The 15,851-nt window shown below is 74.1% G+C and carries 16 protein-coding genes and 1 pseudogene; 11 read left to right on the forward strand and 6 right to left on the reverse strand.

From position 1 onward, the window contains the following. The first annotated feature begins 375 nt into the window (after positions 1–375). Positions 376–849 (forward strand): C40 family peptidase, encoded by a 474-nt coding sequence (locus MOV08_RS05795; protein ID WP_039629950.1) that lies wholly within the window; start codon positions 376–378, stop codon positions 847–849. Positions 850–982: 133 nt separating this feature from the next. On the opposite strand, the gene MOV08_RS05800 is transcribed toward MOV08_RS05795, so the two are convergent. After that, positions 983–1,429 (reverse strand): ATP-binding protein, encoded by a 447-nt coding sequence (locus MOV08_RS05800; protein WP_039629952.1) that lies wholly within the window; start codon positions 1,427–1,429, stop codon positions 983–985. Positions 1,430–1,704: 275 nt separating this feature from the next. Next, entirely contained in the window at positions 1,705–2,838 is a 1,134-nt protein-coding gene (locus MOV08_RS05805; protein ID WP_275311705.1) for an 8-amino-7-oxononanoate synthase, read from the reverse strand. 310 nt (positions 2,839–3,148) lie between these two features. Between MOV08_RS05805 and bioB the strand changes: the two genes are divergently transcribed. From bioB to bioD, 3 genes are all read left to right on the forward strand, one after another. Then, positions 3,149–4,309: a biotin synthase BioB gene (gene bioB / locus MOV08_RS05810; protein ID WP_275306589.1), complete on the forward strand. Its 1,161-nt coding sequence runs from the start codon at positions 3,149–3,151 to the stop codon at positions 4,307–4,309. Beyond that, positions 4,302–5,606 (forward strand): adenosylmethionine--8-amino-7-oxononanoate transaminase, encoded by a 1,305-nt coding sequence (locus MOV08_RS05815; protein WP_275306590.1) that lies wholly within the window; start codon positions 4,302–4,304, stop codon positions 5,604–5,606. Before bioB ends, MOV08_RS05815 begins: the two co-directional genes overlap by 8 nt. 88 nt (positions 5,607–5,694) lie before the next feature. Continuing rightward, complete coding sequence (bioD, locus tag MOV08_RS05820) at positions 5,695–6,429, forward strand: dethiobiotin synthase (RefSeq protein WP_039629960.1); 735 nt, start codon at positions 5,695–5,697, stop codon at positions 6,427–6,429. A gap of 102 nt (positions 6,430–6,531) precedes the next feature. Here the strand turns inward: bioD and MOV08_RS05825 are convergent, their stop codons facing one another. After that, positions 6,532–6,903, reverse strand: coding sequence for a hypothetical protein (locus MOV08_RS05825; protein WP_039629962.1), 372 nt, complete (start codon positions 6,901–6,903; stop codon positions 6,532–6,534). Next, entirely contained in the window at positions 6,900–7,187 is a 288-nt protein-coding gene (locus MOV08_RS05830) for a hypothetical protein (protein ID WP_052286532.1), read from the reverse strand. Before MOV08_RS05830 ends, MOV08_RS05825 begins: the two co-directional genes overlap by 4 nt. Before the next feature lie 195 nt (positions 7,188–7,382). Between MOV08_RS05830 and MOV08_RS05835 the strand changes: the two genes are divergently transcribed. Then, positions 7,383–8,864, forward strand: coding sequence for an APC family permease (locus MOV08_RS05835; RefSeq protein WP_275306591.1), 1,482 nt, complete (start codon positions 7,383–7,385; stop codon positions 8,862–8,864). Positions 8,865–8,873: 9 nt separating this feature from the next. On the opposite strand, the pseudogene MOV08_RS44105 reads toward MOV08_RS05835, so the two are convergent. Then, a pseudogene (locus MOV08_RS44105) lies at positions 8,874–8,918 on the reverse strand (hypothetical protein); the annotation flags it as partial. Between the two features lie 294 nt (positions 8,919–9,212). Here MOV08_RS44105 and MOV08_RS05840 point away from each other — a divergent pair. From MOV08_RS05840 to MOV08_RS05865, 6 genes are all read left to right on the forward strand, one after another. Continuing rightward, positions 9,213–9,629 (forward strand): phage tail protein, encoded by a 417-nt coding sequence (locus MOV08_RS05840; protein ID WP_039629966.1) that lies wholly within the window; start codon positions 9,213–9,215, stop codon positions 9,627–9,629. A 148-nt stretch (positions 9,630–9,777) separates the two neighbouring features. Further along, complete coding sequence (locus MOV08_RS05845) at positions 9,778–10,668, forward strand: LLM class F420-dependent oxidoreductase (protein WP_275306592.1); 891 nt, start codon at positions 9,778–9,780, stop codon at positions 10,666–10,668. 73 nt (positions 10,669–10,741) lie between these two features. Continuing rightward, complete coding sequence (locus MOV08_RS05850; protein ID WP_275306593.1) at positions 10,742–11,167, forward strand: GNAT family N-acetyltransferase; 426 nt, start codon at positions 10,742–10,744, stop codon at positions 11,165–11,167. Positions 11,168–11,432: 265 nt separating this feature from the next. Further along, entirely contained in the window at positions 11,433–12,770 is a 1,338-nt protein-coding gene (locus MOV08_RS05855; RefSeq protein ID WP_067344338.1) for a hemolysin family protein, read from the forward strand. Next, complete coding sequence (locus MOV08_RS05860; RefSeq protein ID WP_275306594.1) at positions 12,767–13,786, forward strand: hemolysin family protein; 1,020 nt, start codon at positions 12,767–12,769, stop codon at positions 13,784–13,786. Before MOV08_RS05855 ends, MOV08_RS05860 begins: the two co-directional genes overlap by 4 nt. A gap of 176 nt (positions 13,787–13,962) precedes the next feature. After that, entirely contained in the window at positions 13,963–15,204 is a 1,242-nt protein-coding gene (locus tag MOV08_RS05865) for an FAD-dependent oxidoreductase (RefSeq protein ID WP_275306595.1), read from the forward strand. On the opposite strand, the gene MOV08_RS05870 is transcribed toward MOV08_RS05865, so the two are convergent. After that, positions 15,179–15,802, reverse strand: a complete 624-nt coding sequence (locus MOV08_RS05870) for a TetR/AcrR family transcriptional regulator (RefSeq protein WP_275306596.1) — start codon at positions 15,800–15,802, stop codon at positions 15,179–15,181. The genes MOV08_RS05865 and MOV08_RS05870 overlap by 26 nt on opposite strands. Between the last annotated feature and the right edge of the window lie 49 nt (positions 15,803–15,851).

Here is a 15,851-nt window from a genome sequence, read left to right on the forward strand (position 1 = left end):
TGGCGCGGGGCGCGTACGGGGGTCACGCCCCGCGTGTCCGGGACACGTACGGCTCGAAAGTGCACAGACGGCTTAGCGTGCACGGCTGTTGTAAGGGGGCGAGGAATTGCGCAGGTCGCCGGAATTTCCCGCATCCCTTGGGTTTCGACGCTGGTGACGGCCCCGGCTCCGCGGCCGTCACCGGCCTGCGATATGCAAATCCACCCATTCAGGCCAGACGTGACCAATATCACATAGGGCATTTTCGGCTCGGAAATCGGGTGGGTGGTGCGTGACGATCCCTTCGACGACAAGCCCCCGCCACAGCGACGGGGCGGTCCGGACGGGCAGCTGATCCCGCCGTCGTCCGGATCACCGGCTGACGAAGGGTTGCGCATGACCATGCGCGTGCAGATGCCGCATCTGCTGGCGCGTGCCGGCACCGTCTCCGCTCTGACCCTGATCACCCTGGGCGGCCCCGCACCGGCCCCCGGCATGGCCGCGGAGCCGTCATTAGCCTCCGTTTCCGCCAAGGCCCTGCAGATCGCCGCCTCCAAGGAGGGCTCCCCCTACAAGTGGGGGGCACAGGGGCCGGACAGCTTCGACTGCTCGGGGCTGACGCGCTACTCCTACCGGCGGGCCGGACGGACCCTGCCCCGCACCGCAGCCGCTCAGTACCGGCACACCGAGCATGTGTCGCGCTCCTCCCGCAAGGGCGGCGACCTGGTCTTCTTCCACTCCGGCAGCGGGGTCTACCACGTCGGCATCTACGCGGGCGACGACCGGATCTGGCACGCGCCCAAGGCCGGCACGGTGGTGCGGCTGGAACGGATCTGGAGCCGCTCGGTCTGGTACGGGCGGGTGCCCTGACCGGCCGCCGCGCCGATGCCCCGTCACTTGACACGGGGCCGGGCGACTTGGCGGCGGCCGGCGGCACCGTCCCGACCGTACGGCGGCGTCTCCGGGCCGCCGCGCGGGGACGCGGAAGGGTCGCGAGCGGCGGTCAGGTGGCGTCGACCCGGCAGGGTGCCGCGGTGGGCCACGGCACCGTCACCCAGACCGTCTTGCCGCCGGACGCCACGGGCTCGACCCAGAGCCGGCCGCCGCGCTCGGCGGCCAGCGAACGGATGATGACCAGGCCGCGGCCGTTGTCCTGCTGCACCGCGGCGGGCAGCCGGCGCGGCGGGCGGGGATGGGCGTCGGTGACGCCCAGGCACAGCCGCTCCTCGCGGTCGAGGCGGAGGGCGACGGTGAAGGCCGGGGACTGGCCACGGGTGTGCTGGACGGCGTTGGTGGCGAGTTCGGAGACGATCAGCAGCAGATCGTCGGCGGCCGCCGATCCGGGCGGCAGGCCCCATCGGGAGAGGACGTCCCGCACATGTCCGCGGGCGGCGGCCACCGAGGCGGGGAGGCTCGGCAGAGTGCGGGTGGATTCCTGGTGGTCTGCCATGACGACGCCGTCCCTTTCCCACCGAGGCGCGGCTCCGGCCGGCGTGCTGCCGGGTTGCCGACCGGGGCCGACGACCTCGGTTGTGTGCTCTGCGCCAGACTGCCACCCATGCTGCCCGTGTGGCGGGCGATCGCCCAAGACATACGGAGTTCTATCGCCGTTCTCTCGCCCGATGCGGTGAACGCTGCTGCGGCGGAGGGCGCTTGGGGTGTATGAGGCCCCCGGGGCGCGCCGCGACCCGTCGTGCGCGGCGCCGCCGTCGCCGGGCGACGTCGTCAGACGACCGGCGCGGTGGCCACGATGGTGCGCGCCGCGGTGGCGATCTGGGTGTCCGTCAGGTCCGCGCGGGCGGTCAGACGCAGCCGGGAGATCCCGTCGGGCACGGACGGCGGGCGGAAGCAGCCGACCGCGAGCCCGGCCGCCCGGCAGTCCGCGGCCCAGCGGACCGCCGCCTCCGGGGAGGGGGCGCGGACGGAGATCACCGCGGCGTCCGGGCGGACCGCCGTCAGGCCCGCCGCGGTGAGCCGGGCGTGCAGGTCCCGCGCCACCTCCCGGACGCGCACGGGGCGGTGCGGCTCCCGGCGCAGCAGCCGGAGGGCGGCGAGCGCGCCGCCGGCCGCGGCCGGTGCCAGCCCGGTGTCGAAGATGAACGAGCGGGCCGTGTTGACCAGGTGCTCGACGACCCGGGCCGGGCCGAGCACGGCACCGCCCTGGGAGCCGAGGGACTTGGAGAGCGTCACGGTCGCCACCACGTCGGCGTCCCCGGCCAGGCCGGCGGCCCGCAGCGCGCCGCGGCCCCCGTCGCCCAACACGCCGAGCCCGTGCGCGTCGTCGACGAGCAGCGCGGCGTCCCGGGTCCGGCAGGCGTCGGCGAGCGCGGGCAGCGGCGCGGCGTCGCCGTCGACCGAGAAGACCGAGTCGGTGACGGCCAGCGCCCGGCCGGGGTGCCCCGCCAGCGCGGTGCGGACGGCCGCCGGGTCGGCGTGCGGGACCACCTCGGTGCGGGCCCGGGAGAGCCGGCAGCCGTCGATGAGGGAGGCGTGGTTGCCGGCGTCCGAGACGACCAGGGTGCCGGCGGCGGTGAGCGCGGTGACCGCGGCGAGGTTGGCGGTGTACCCCGAGGACAGCACCAGCGCCGCCTCGAAACCACAGAACTCGGCCAGCTCGCGCTCCAGTTGGGCGTGCAGTTCGGTGCTGCCGGTGACCAGTCGCGAGCCGGTCGCGCCGGCGCCCCACCGGCCGGCGGCCTCGGCCGCGCCCCGCGTCACCTCCGGGTGCCGGGCCAGTCCGAGGTAGTCGTTGCCGGCCAGGTCGAGCAGCGGGGAGTCGGCCGGCCGGGGCCGCAGCGTGCGGACCAGGCCGGCGCGACGGCGGGCGGCGCCGGCGGCGTCGATCCAGTCGAACGCCACGCCGGAGGCCGGCCGGGGGACCGCGGCGGGCGGCGCGTGCGGGGTGTCGCGCAGCAGCGGCGGGGCAGGGTCCTGGAGCATCGGCGTCCTTCGTCTGTCGGCCCGGCGGACGAACCCGGTCCCGGGCCCGGCGCGCGGGCGTGCGGAACGGATCCGGGCAACGGGCTTGCGGAGCCTCGATTGTGGGCTGCCGATAGACGTTAGCGGTCGTTCCGCCCACAGACGGTGTGGTGATACACACACCCCGATCGACGGGCATTGTGGGAATCCTCCTTGGCCGGGGGCCGGGGCGTACGCCAGGATCATCGCCATGGACCTGCTGAACACACTGGTGGACAAGGGACTGCGGCGCGAGGTGCCGACCCGTGACGAGGCGCTCGCCGTACTGGCGACGTCCGACGACGAACTGCTCGACGTGGTGGCCGCGGCGGGCAAGGTGCGCCGCACGTGGTTCGGGCGGCGGGTCAAGCTCAACTACCTGGTCAACCTCAAGTCGGGCCTGTGCCCGGAGGACTGCTCGTACTGCTCCCAGCGGCTGGGCTCGAAGGCGGAGATCCTCAAGTACACCTGGCTCAAGCCCGACGACGCCTCCAAGGCGGCCGCGGCCGGGGTGGCCGGCGGCGCCAAGCGGGTCTGCCTGGTCGCCAGTGGCCGGGGGCCCACGGACAAGGACGTGGACCGGGTCTCGGAGACCATCGCCACCATCAAGGAGCAGAACGAGGGCGTCGAGGTCTGCGCCTGCCTGGGGCTCCTCAACGACGGCCAGGCGGAACGGCTGCGCGCGGCGGGCGCGGACGCCTACAACCACAACCTCAACACCTCGGAAGCCACCTACGGCGACATCTGCACCACGCACGACTTCTCCGACCGGGTCGAGACCGTCCAGCAGGCCCAGGCGGCGGGGATGTCTGCCTGCTCCGGGCTGATCGCCGGCATGGGCGAGACCGACGCCGACCTGGTCGACGTGGTCTTCGCGCTGCGCGAGCTGGACCCCGACTCGGTGCCGGTCAACTTCCTGATCCCGTTCGAGGGCACCCCGCTGGCCAAGGAGTGGAACCTCACCCCGCAGCGCTGCCTGCGCATCCTGGCGATGGTGCGGTTCGTCTGCCCGGACGTGGAGGTCCGGCTGGCGGGCGGTCGCGAGGTGCATCTGCGCAGCATGCAGCCGCTCGCCCTGCATCTGGTCAACTCCATCTTCCTGGGCGACTACCTGACCAGCGAGGGCCAGGCGGGCAAGGACGACCTGGCGATGATCGCGGACGCCGGGTTCGAGGTGGAGGGCACGGACACCACCACGCTGCCGGCCCACCGCAGGGACACCGCGGACGCCACGGAGCCGGCGGACGCGGCGGCCCCGACGGACGCGGACGCGGAGTCGGCCACCGTGCCGGCCCCCTCCGAGGAGACCCGCCGCGATCTGGTCGCGGTGCGCCGCCGCGGCGCCGGCACCGACCTGCCTCCCAATGCCTGAGCCGCTCGCCCCCGACACCCTGCTGGCACTCGACCGGCAGCACGTCTGGCACCCGTACGGGCCGATGCCCGGCCGGAGCGAGCCGCTGCTGGTCGAGTCGGCCGCCGGTGTCCGGCTCCGGCTCGGCCGGCCGGCCGAGGGGCGGACCGAGCTGGTGGACGGGATGTCGTCCTGGTGGTCGGCGGTGCACGGCTACAACCACCCGGTGCTCAACGACGCGGCCCGCGGCCAGTTGGCGCGGATGAGCCATGTGATGTTCGGCGGGCTCACCCACGAACCCGCGGTCCGGCTCGCCAAGCGGCTGGTGGACATCACCCCCGAACCGCTGCGGCACGTCTTCCTCGCCGACTCCGGTTCGGTGTCGGTGGAGGTGGCCGTCAAGATGTGCCTCCAGTACTGGCGCTCGGTGGGCAGGCCGCAGAAGCAGCGGCTGCTGACCTGGCGCGGCGGCTACCACGGCGACACCTGGCAGCCGATGTCGGTCTGCGATCCGGACGGCGGGATGCACGACCTGTGGCAGGGCGTGCTGCCCCGGCAGGTCTTCGCCGACACGCCGCCGGCCGGCTTCGACGCCCCGACGGACGCCGGGTACGCGGCGCACCTGCGGGAGCTGATCGGCCGGCACGCCGAAGAGTTGGCGGCGGTGATCGTCGAGCCGGTGGTGCAGGGCGCGGGCGGGATGGCGTTCCACTCCCCCGGCTATCTGCGGGTGCTGCGGGAAGCCTGCGACGCCCACGGCGTGCTGTTGGTGTTCGACGAGATCGCCACCGGATTCGGCCGCACCGGCGCGCTCTTCGCGGCCGATCACGCCGGGGTCGCGCCGGACGTGATGTGCGTGGGCAAGGCCCTGACCGGTGGTTATCTGACCCTCGCGGCGACGCTGTGCACCGCGGAGGTCGCCGAGGGGATCTCCCGCGGCGAACTGCCGGTGCTGGCGCACGGCCCCACCTTCATGGGCAATCCGCTGGCCGCCGCGGTCGCCGAGGCGTCCATCGAGCTGCTGCTGTCCCAGGACTGGGCGCAGGAGGTCAAGCGGATCGAGGCCGGGCTCCGGGAGGGACTGGCGCCCGCCCGGGAGGTGCCGGGGGTGCGCGACGTGCGCGTGCTGGGCGCGATCGGCGTGGTCCAGCTCGACCACCCGGTGGACATGGCCGCCGCGACCCGGGCCGCCGTCCGGGAGGGCGTGTGGCTGCGTCCGTTCCGGGACCTGATCTACACCATGCCGCCGTACATCACCGGCGACGAGGACGTGGCGCGGATCTGCGCCGCGGTACGCGCGGCGGCGCGCGAGGGCTGATCCCCGCCGCGGGCGGGGGCGGCCGGACCGCCCCCGCCCCGCAGCGCCCTCCTCAGCACCATCAGCGAAGAGTTCGGAGGCACACCACATGTCGGTGCTGTTCGTGACCGGTACGGGTACCGAGATCGGCAAGACCGTGACCACCGCCGCGATCGCCGCGGCGACGCTGCGCCGGGGCCGCTCGGTCGCGGTCCTCAAGGCCGCACAGACCGGGCTCGCGGTGGACGAGCCGGGGGACGCGGCCGAGGCGGGGCGGCTGGCCGGCGCGGTCACCGTCTGCGAACTCGCCCGGTTCCCCGAGCCGTTGGCGCCCGCCACCGCGGCCCTGCGGGCCGGTCTGCCGCCGGTGCGCCCGCAGGAGATCGCCGAGGCCGCCGCGAAACTGGCCGCCTCGCACGACCTGGTCCTGGTCGAGGGCGCCGGCGGTCTGCTGGTCCGCTTCGACGACGAGGGGAACACCCTCGCCGACGCCGCGCGGATGGCCGGCGCCCCGGTCCTGGTGGTCGTCCAGGCCGGGCTCGGCACCCTTAACACCACGGCGCTGACCACGCTGGCACTGCGCTCGCACGGCCTGGACTGCACCGGCGTGGTCGTCGGCAGCTGGCCGGCCGAGCCGGACCTCGCGGCCCGCTGCAACCTCGGCGACCTGCCGCCGGCCGCGGGCGCCCCGCTCCTCGGCCTGATCCCGGAGGGCTCCGGCGCGCTGCCGCCGGACGCCTTCCAGGCCGCCGCCCCCGGCTGGCTGGCACCGGAGCTGGGGGGCTCGGGCGCCTTCGGCCCCGCCGACCTCGCCGCACTCGCGCCGGCCGCCCTCGCGTCGTAGGCCGCCCACCCCGGGCCGTGCCGCGTCGGCCGGCGCCCGGAAAGGCCCCCGCTTCCCGCGCTGCGCGCCGGGATCGGGGGCCTTCGGAGCGGAAGGCCCGGGTCAGACCGTCCAGGTGCGCAGTTCGTCGGCGATGGCGCGGACGTCCGCGGTGCCGTCCTTGACCATGCGGGCCAGGTCGCGGACCTGTTCGGGGGAGGTGGCGACCTTCAGGCCGCTGGCGACCAGGAAGCCGTAGGCGACGGCGGTCGCGAACATCGCGTTGGAGCGCTCCAACGCCGGTACGTGGAGCAGCAGTTGGAGGAGGGCGGCGGCGCGGTCCTGGGGCTCGGGGTAGACGGGGACGCCGAATATCTCCGCCTCGTGGCGGCCGATCGCGGCCATCAGTGCGCCCCAGTCGGTGACCTGCGGGTCTCCGGGCGTGTGCTGTTCGGCGATCAGGAGGAGCCAGGCGAGATCGATGCGCAGTGTCACGTTGTGCCCGGCAGTCCTTCCCGGTGGTGGGTGTCCCGGTGCTCGGGGGCGGGGCGGGGGCGGTCCGGACCCGGGTCGAGGCCGAACTCCTCGGCGAAGACCCGCTCGTACTGCTTCATGAAGTCCGCGGCGGCCTCGACGAAGGTCTGGCCGACCTCGCCGGCGTCCTTGAGGACCAACTCCTCGATATAGCGGTTCACGCTGACTCCCCGCTGCAGGGCACGCTCCCGCGCCGCTTCGGCGGTGGCCTCGTCCACCCGGACGTTCAACTGCGTTTTCGCCACGCCTCCACGCTAGCGCGGATCCGCTAGCACCGGCAAGGGCCGGCGCCGCGGGCGCGCGCCGGGCCACGGGCCATCGGGGCGACCGGGGTGCCCCGTCCGCCGTGCCACCGCCGGGCGGCCCGGACGGATGCCGCACGATGTGAACCGGCGGGCGTGCGCACCGGCCGGCCGTCCCGCCCCTGAAGGAGCGCCGCCGTGTCCGTCCCCGCCCCCGTCCCGCACCTGCGGCGCAGTCTGCGCCGGTTCGACATCATGGCGATGGGCGTCGCCGCGGTGGTCTCGTTCGACGTGATCGGGCAGATCGCGGCGGGCGGCGGCCAGGCCATCACCTGGATCGCGGTGCTCGCGGTGTCGTTCCTGCTGCCGTACGCCCTGCTGTTCGCGGAGACCGGCGCCGCCTTCCCGCAGGAGGGCGGCCCCTATGTGTGGGTGGACGTGGCGTTCGGACGGCTGCCGGCGGCGCTGACGACGATGTTCTACTGGGTCACCAACCCGGTCTGGCTGGGCGGTTCGCTGGCGTTCCTCGCCGCCCGGGCCTGGAACGGCTTCGTCTTCCCGCTGGGTTCCGGGACCACCGCCGACTACGTCTTCAAGCTGGTCTTCATCTGGGCGGCCATCCTCACCGCGGTGGTCTCGCTGCGCCGCGGCAAGTGGATCACCACGGCGGGGGCCGCGGCGAAGGTCCTGGCCCTGGCCTTCTTCACCGCCACGGCGGTGGCCTACGGCATCCGGCACGGCTTCCGCGGCCTGACGGAGGCGCACTTCACGCCGACCGCCGCCGGATTCCTGGCGCTGGTCCCGGTGCTGCTCTTCGCCTACGTCGGGTTCGAGGCACCCAACGCGGCGGGCGACGAGATGCTCGACGCGCAGCACGACGTGCCGGTGGCGATCGGGGTGTCCGGCGCCATCGCCGCCGCCTGCTACCTCCTGCCGGTGGCGGCGATCCTGTCCGCCGCACCGCCGGGCCAGGTCACCGGGGTCGGCGGTTTCATGGATGCCGCGGAGCTGGTCTTCGGGATCTACGGGAGCTGGCGCGGGCCGCTGTTGACGGGCGCCGCGGTGCTGTTCGCGGTGGCCCTGCTGACCCAGGGCAGCGCGTGGATGATCGTCGCCGACCGGATGCAGGCGATGGCGGCGGCCGACGGCGGCTTCTTCACCCGGGCGTTGGGCGCCTTCCATCCGCGGCTGGGCACCCCGGTCCGGATGAACCTGCTCTCCGGGGTCACCGCCACCGCCTTCATGGTCGCCGCGATGCACCTGGCGCACGGCGACGCCTCGGACGTCTTCGGTGTGGTGCTGGCCGTGGCGATCACCACGCTGCTGCTGTCGTACCTCACGGTGATCCCGGCGCTGTTGGCGCTCCGGCTGTGGCACGGCGAGGTGCCCCGGCCCTACCGGGTCCCGTTCGGCACCCCGGGCTTCACCGTCGCCGCGCTGGTGGTCTATGCCTGGATCCTGCTGGGCTCATGGGTGGCGCTGTTCCCCGGCACGCTGGAGGCCGCGGTCGGCATCCCCTACGCCTTCCGGGCGGTGTGGGGCGTCTCCCGGTCCACCTTCGAGACGTTCACCCTGGGCACCGTCGGACTGCTGCTGGCGGTCGCCGGCGCGGGGTACGTGACCCAGCGCATGCGCGCACAGCCCGGCGACGATCAGCGCCAGTCCGGCCCAGCCGGATAGCGCGAGCGGCGCGACCCCGGCCAGCAGGGCCTCCCCGAGCAGGGTGAACGGCACCTCGGCCGCCTGGGTCGCCTCGACCGCGCCGAGTGCGGCGGGCTGGTGCCGCGGCGGCGCGGACCCACCGGCCGCCGTCGAGGACTCCGTAGCACGGCGGAGCGTGCGCCGTCACGGGGTGCCGCCGGGCCGGCCCGCGTCACGGTCGGGTGGCAGCCACCCCGTTCGAGCGAGCCGAATCGTTCTTCCTGCCGCCGTTCGAGCGAGCTCGGGAATGCGCCCGCATCGGCCGGGGGAACGGTCGGGCTACCGACACGGGGCCGGCCGGCCCCGTCCTTGTGCGCGGAGGAAGACATGCCCATCGAAGACACTCCGGAGGCCCGGCAGCCGGCCGCCGTCACCGTCGAACTCGGCGCGTTCCAGGTCGAGACGGTCCGCTCGGTGTCCGGTCCGGCGTTCGGCACCGCGCCGCCCTGCGGGGGGCCGCTGGACGGCGCGGGCCGGCCGGGCGAGGTCACCATCGTGCGCGGCCCGGACAAGAGCGCCGCCTTCACCGACTGGCTCACCAGATGCCTGGTGGAGCGCGCCGCCGACCGGTCCCGGCAGGCGGTCACGGTGGTCCACTACGCCGCCGACCGCACCCCGCTGCGCCGCTACCGTCTCGCCGGCGCCGTCCCGACCGCGTGGCAGACCCCCGACGACGGGACGGACGCCGGCCCGGCCGAGGAGTCGGTGACCCTGGCGTACGAGGAGTTGACCGTCTCGGGCTGACCGGCCGCCGGCGGTCCGGCCGGCCGGGAGTCCCGGTGCCGCCCGCCACGGGCCGGGGCTCCCGCGCACGTGGCACCGGACCGACCGTGGTGGCATGTCCCATGGCACGTACACGAGTTGACGGTGTTCACGTCTCAAGGGGGCCCACATGCCACGTCCGTTCCGCTTCGGCGTCAATATGCTCACCCTCGACACCGGCCCGACCTGGCGCGAAAAGTGCCGCCGGGCCGAGGAGTTGGGCTATGACGTGCTGCTCGTCCCGGACCATCTGGGGTGGCCGTCGCCGTTCCCGGCACTGGTGGCCGCGGCCGAGGCGACCGAGCGCCCGCGGGTGGGCACCTTCGTCCTGAACGCCGGATTCTGGAACCCGGCCCTGCTGGCCCGCGAGGTCGCCACCACCGACGCGCTCACCGGCGGACGGCTGGAGCTGGGCCTGGGCACCGGGTACGTCAAGGCCGAACACGACGCGGCCGGACTGCCCTTCGGGACGCCCGGCCAGCGGGTGCACCACCTGGAGCGCACGGTCACCGAGCTGGACCGGCTGCTCGGCGACCCCGAGCACCTGCCCCGGGCCGCCCAGCGGCCCCGCCCGCCGCTGCTGATCGGTGGCAACGGCCCGCGGATGCTGCGACTCGCGGCGCGGCACGCGGAGATCGCGGCGTTCACCGGTGGACGGCAGGCACCGGGCAAGCCGGAGGGCACGCTGGAGCTGCTGCCGGCCGGGAAGGTGGCCGCCTCGGTGGCCGCGTACCAGGAGTACGCCGCGGACCGCGCCGAGCCCGCCGAGCTGAACATCCTCGTCCAGCAGGTGCTGGTCACCGACGACCGGCGGGCCGCCGCCCGGGAGTTCGCCGGGCACGCGGTCGGGGTGGACGAGGAACAGGCGCTGGAGGTGCCGACGCTGCTGATCGGGACACCGGCGCAGATGGCCGACCAGCTGCGGGAGCGCCGGGAGCGGTACGGCTTCTCGTACATCACCGTCCTGGACCCGTTCCTGGAGGCGTTCGCGCCGGTCGTCGAGGAGCTCAAGGGCAGCTGACCGGAGGGCCGACGCCGGTCCGCGGCACGGAATCCGATCGACAGGGCGGGCGGGCCGGTGATGGGATCCCGCCATGACTGATCTCCACATCAGGGCCGGCGGTCCGGCCGATCTCGACGCCGTCCTGGCCTTCTGGAAGGTGGCCGCCGAGGGCTCCAGCATCAGCGACGACGGCGACGGCGTGGCGCGCCTGGTGGCGCGCGACCCGGAGGCGCTACTGCTCGCCGAGCGGGGCGGCGAGCTGGTGGGCACGGTGATCGCCGGCTTCGACGGCTGGCGGTGCCATCTGTACCGGCTGGCGGTCCATCCGGACCACCGCCGGCGCGGGATCGGCGGCGCGCTGCTGACGGCGGCCGAGGAGCGGTTCGGCGCGCTCGGCGGACGGCGCGGGGACGCGATGGTGCTGGACCGCAACGCCCTGGCGCACCACGCCTGGCGGGCCGCCGGGTACGCGCCGGAGCCGCAGTGGAGCCGCTGGGTCAAGCCGCTGGACGCCTGACCGCCCCCGACTGCCGCTTCCGAGGAGCCCGCCCCGCCACCGGGGACGGGCTCCTCCCCTTCTCCCCACCCGCTGGTTCCTCCCCGCCCCCGCCGCTTTACCGATCCTTTACCATTGGTTTCCGGGAGCACGGACTCCCGCGAAACCCTCCGCTACGAAAGGTGTGTGAGCGTCCGGCCATGGCCGAACCTCCTAGTCGTCATGCGTCCTCCCGACGGGGCGCGAACCTCCCGAACGTGTCCGACCATGGGACGGAGGTGACCCGATGACCGACCTGCTCCTGCTGGCCGTGGCACTCCTGCTGACCCTGGCGTGCGGCGTCTTCGTCGCCGCGGAGTTCTCGCTGACGACGGTCGAGCGCGGCGATCTGGAGCGCGCCGCCGCCCGCGGCGAGCGCGGCGCCGACAGCGCCCTGAAGGCGGTGCGCGGACTGACCTTCCAGCTGTCCGGCGCCCAGCTCGGCATCACCGTGACGGGCCTGATCATCGGCATGCTCTCCAAGCCGGCGATCGCGACCGTGCTGGACGGGCCGCTGACCGCCATCGGGCTGCCGGGGTCCGCCGCGGACTCGATCGCGCTGGTCCTGGGGACCGCGCTGTCCACCGTCGTCCTGATGGTCGTCGGCGAACTGGTCCCCAAGAACTGGGCGATCTCCAGCCCGCTGGCCGTCGCCAAACGGGTGGCCACCGCCCAGCGCGGCTTCAGCGCCGCCTTCAAGCCGCTGATCACGCATCTGAACAACACCGCCAACCGGACCGTGCGCCGGCTGGGCCTGGAGCCGGCCGAGGAGCTGGCGTCCGCCCGCGGCCCGCAGGAGCTGGTGGCGCTGGCCCGGCACTCCGCCAAGGAGGGCGCGCTGGAGGCGGACACCGCCGAGCTGTTCGTCCGGACGCTCAACCTCGCCGATCTGACGGCCGAGAACGTGATGACGCCGCGGGTGCAGGTGGTGGCGCTGGAGGTGCAGTCCACGGCCGAGGACGTGGCCAATGCGACCCGGGCCACCGGGCTGTCCCGCTTCCCGGTCTACCGCGGCAGCCTCGACAGCGTGGTGGGTGTGGCGCACATCAAGGACGTGCTGGCCGTGCCGGCCCATCTACGGCCCCGCCGCCCGGTCTCCGAGCTGCTGCGCGAGCCGCTGCTGGTGCCCGAGACGCTGACCGTGGACCGGCTGCTGGACCGACTGTCCGGCCGGCGGACGATGGCCGTGGTCATCGACGAGTACGGCGGCACGGCCGGGGTCGCCACCCTGGAGGACATCGTCGAGGAGGTGGTCGGCGAGGTCCGCGACGAGCACGATCCGCTGGAGCTCCCGGACCTGGCACCGGCCGGTACCGACGCCGACGGACGCGCTGTGTACCACGCGGACGGCGCCGCCCGCTCCGACCAACTGGCGCGGATCGGGCTGCGTCTGCCGGAGGGCCCGTACGAGACCCTGGCCGGGCTGATCGCCACCGAGCTGGGGCGGATCCCCGAGCGCGGCGACACCGTGGCGGTGGCCGGCTGGACGATGGACGTGCTGGACGCCGCCGGCCACCGCGCGGCGCGGGTGCTGCTGCACGCCCCGCCTGCCGGTGTCCCGGACGGCGAGGAGGCCGGCCGATGACCGCACTCCAGTTGTTCGTGGGGCTGCTGACGCTGGTCGTCAACGCCTTCTTCGTGGGCGCGGAGTTCGCGCTGATCTCGGTGCGCCGCAGCCAGATCGAACCGTACGCGGAGGCCGGGGACCGCCGGGCGGGCAGCGTGCTGTGGGGCCTGCAGCACGTCTCGGCGCTGCTGGCCGCGGCGCAGCTGGGCATCACGCTGTGCACGCTGGTGCTGGGCGCGGTCGCCGAACCGGCCATCGCGCACCTCCTCGAACCGGGCTTCGACGCGGTGGGGATCCCGCACGCGCTGATCCACCCGATCTCGTTCGTGATCGCGCTGGCCGTGGCGACCTATCTCCACATGCTCTTCGGCGAGATGGTCCCGAAGAACGTGGCGCTGGCCGAGCCGGTGCGCAGCGCGCTGCTGCTCGGCCCGCCGCTGGTGGCGCTGACCCGGGCCCTGCGCCCGGTGATCTTCGCCATCAACGCGCTGGCCAACGGCCTGCTCAGGCTGTTGCGGGTGGAGGTCAAGGACGAGGTCGCGGCGACCTTCTCGGACGCCCAGTTGGCCCAGCTGGTCGAGGACTCGCGGGCCGCCGGACTGCTCGACGAGCGGGCCCAGGAGCGGCTCCGGGACGCCCTGGAGCTGGGCCGCCGCCCGGTGCGGGACGTGGTGCTGCCGGTGAGCGAGGTGGTCTCGGCGCGCATCGGGACCACCGCCGAGGAGCTGGAGCACCTGGCCGCCGCGTCCGGCTTCTCGCGGTTCCCGGTCGTCGACGACACCCGGCGGATCCTGGGCTATCTGCACGTCAAGGACGCCTTGGACGCGGCTCCGCGCAGCGCGCCGTTCCCGGTGTCGGCGTTGCGCCCGATCGCCCGGGTCCGGGCGGCGACCCCGCTGGACGACGTGCTGACCGCGATGCGCGGCTCCCGTACGCACCTGGCGGCGGTGATCGGCGACGACGGCACGCTGGCCGGGCTGGTGACGATGGAGGACGTGCTGAGGGAGCTGGTGCTGCAGCGGCCCGCGGCCTGATCCCCGCGCCGGGCCGGGGCCGGTGACGGCCCGGCCGGAACCGGTGGGCACCCCCGAGAATCCCGACACTGACCGATCGGTTAGATTGCTAACCGATCGGTCAGTCGCGTGCGGGCAACCCCGCCGCGGCGGCCCGGTCACACATCCGTACGCGCACGCGACGAGGGGGAAACACCATGGATCGCACCACCTGCTGCGTGGTGGGCGGTGGCCCGGCCGGCATGATGCTCGGGCTGCTGCTGGCCAGGGCCGGCATCGAGGTGACCGTCCTGGAGAAGCACGGGGACTTCCTGCGCGACTTCCGCGGCGACACCGTCCACCCGTCCACCCTGAACCTGCTCGACGACCTCGGCCTCGGCGCGAAGTTCGCCGAGCTGCCGTTCCCGAAGCTGGAGGAGATGCGGGTCCAGATCGGCGACACCACCGTGGTGTTGGCCGACATGCGGCGCATCCCCGGCCGGCACAAGTACTTCGCCATGGTCCCGCAGTGGGACTTCCTCAACCTGATCGCCGGCGCGGCCGCCCAGGAGCCCTCCTTCAGCCTGCGGATGCGCACCCGGGCCACCGGACTGCGCACCCACGACGGCCGGGTGACCGGGGTGCACTACGTCGACGAGTACGGCGAGCCCGGGGAGCTGGCCGCGGACCTGACCTTCGCCTGCGACGGCCGGGACTCGCCGATCCGGGAGCAGGCCGGGATGCGGCAGCAGTACTTCGACGTCCCGATGGACGTCTGGCAGATCCGGGTGGACGCCCCGGCCGACGCCCTCAAGGAGAGCCGGGTCTTCGGCCGGTTCGGCGGCGGCCAGGCCGCGGTCACCATGGACCGCGGCAGCTACTTCCAGACGTCCTACCTGATCGGCAAGGGCCAGGACGCCGCCATGCGCCGCCATGACATCCAGTGGCTGCGGGACCGGCTGGGCACGCTGTTCGACTGGGACGACGAGGTCACCGGCACCATCGACTCCTGGGACGAGGTCAAGCTGCTGGAGGTCACGTTCGGGCGGCTGCGGCGCTGGCACCGGCCCGGCCTGCTCTGCCTGGGGGACGCCGCGCACACCATGTCGCCGGTCGGCGGGGTCGGCGTCAACCTCGCCCTCCAGGACGCGGTGGCCGCCGCCCGGATCCTGGCCGGTCCGCTGCGCCGCGGGACGGTCGAGGGCGACGACCTGGCCCGGGTGCAGCGGCGGCGGGAGTGGCCGATGGCGCTGGTCCAGAAGTCGCAGCAGGGCGAGCACGCCATGATCCGCGCCGCGCTCGACGGCACCCTGCACGGGGACCGGCTGCCGGTGCCGATGCGATTGCTGCGACGGGTGCCGGCGCTGCGGACCGTCACCGGCTACCTCGGCGGCATCGGCTTCCGACCCGAGCCGACCCCGGAGTTCGCCAAGGTCAGGCCCGGCGCACCACGGCGTTGAGGGTGAAGGTCTCCAACTCGGCGGCGGCGGCGTCCAGATCGAGGTCCGGGTGGGCGAGCCAGTGCCCGATCACCCCGTCGATCGCGCCGCCGATCGCCAGCGACATCGTGCGGGTGTCGAACTCCCGCAGCACGCCCGCCTCCTGACCGTCCGCCAGGAGCGCGGCGAGGGTCTGCCAGCGGCCGTAGGTGTCGTGCGACCCGGGCGTCTTCAGGCGGGTGCCGCCGTGGTCGTCGAGCAGCATCTCGGTGATCACCCGGACCTGGCGGCGGTGGTCCCGCTGGTAGGCGATCATCGCGTGGACGTAGGCGAGGAGCGCCGCCAGCGGGTCCGCGGCCTGTGCGACCCGCTCCCGGACGTAGCCGCCGAACTGGTCCAGCACCTGGGTCAGCGCCGCCTGGGTGAGGTTGTCCTTCGAGGAGAAGTGGTAGAGCACCCCCGCCTTGGAGACCCCGGCCCGCTCGGCGATCGCGGACAGCGAGGTCGACGGGTAGCCGCGGGTGGAGATCAGCTCGATGGTGCAGTCGATCAGCTGTTGCCGGCGGGCCCGCTCGGTGAACGTCGCCGCCTCGGGATCCGCGCTCCGCCGAGGACTCATCCCACGCCCACCTCTGTCTTTCGCTGTCTGCGCACGGCCCGGACTCCGG

Source organism: Streptomyces yunnanensis (assembly GCF_029011865.1).
Lineage (GTDB): Bacteria > Actinomycetota > Actinomycetes > Streptomycetales > Streptomycetaceae > Streptomyces > Streptomyces yunnanensis.

What these genes read in the sequence shown, in the direction of transcription:
- MOV08_RS05795 (WP_039629950.1), top strand. Translation starts at nt 376, where the DNA reads ATGACCATGCGCGTGCAGATGCCGCATCTGCTGGCGCGTGCCGGCACC.
- MOV08_RS05800 (WP_039629952.1), bottom strand. Translation starts at nt 1,429, where the DNA reads ATGGCAGACCACCAGGAATCCACCCGCACTCTGCCGAGCCTCCCCGCC.
- bioB (WP_275306589.1), top strand. Translation starts at nt 3,149, where the DNA reads ATGGACCTGCTGAACACACTGGTGGACAAGGGACTGCGGCGCGAGGTG.
- MOV08_RS05815 (WP_275306590.1), top strand. Translation starts at nt 4,302, where the DNA reads ATGCCTGAGCCGCTCGCCCCCGACACCCTGCTGGCACTCGACCGGCAG.
- bioD (WP_039629960.1), top strand. Translation starts at nt 5,695, where the DNA reads ATGTCGGTGCTGTTCGTGACCGGTACGGGTACCGAGATCGGCAAGACC.
- MOV08_RS05840 (WP_039629966.1), top strand. Translation starts at nt 9,213, where the DNA reads ATGCCCATCGAAGACACTCCGGAGGCCCGGCAGCCGGCCGCCGTCACC.
- MOV08_RS05845 (WP_275306592.1), top strand. Translation starts at nt 9,778, where the DNA reads ATGCCACGTCCGTTCCGCTTCGGCGTCAATATGCTCACCCTCGACACC.
- MOV08_RS05850 (WP_275306593.1), top strand. Translation starts at nt 10,742, where the DNA reads ATGACTGATCTCCACATCAGGGCCGGCGGTCCGGCCGATCTCGACGCC.
- MOV08_RS05855 (WP_067344338.1), top strand. Translation starts at nt 11,433, where the DNA reads ATGACCGACCTGCTCCTGCTGGCCGTGGCACTCCTGCTGACCCTGGCG.
- MOV08_RS05860 (WP_275306594.1), top strand. Translation starts at nt 12,767, where the DNA reads ATGACCGCACTCCAGTTGTTCGTGGGGCTGCTGACGCTGGTCGTCAAC.
- MOV08_RS05865 (WP_275306595.1), top strand. Translation starts at nt 13,963, where the DNA reads ATGGATCGCACCACCTGCTGCGTGGTGGGCGGTGGCCCGGCCGGCATG.
- MOV08_RS05870 (WP_275306596.1), bottom strand. Translation starts at nt 15,802, where the DNA reads ATGAGTCCTCGGCGGAGCGCGGATCCCGAGGCGGCGACGTTCACCGAG.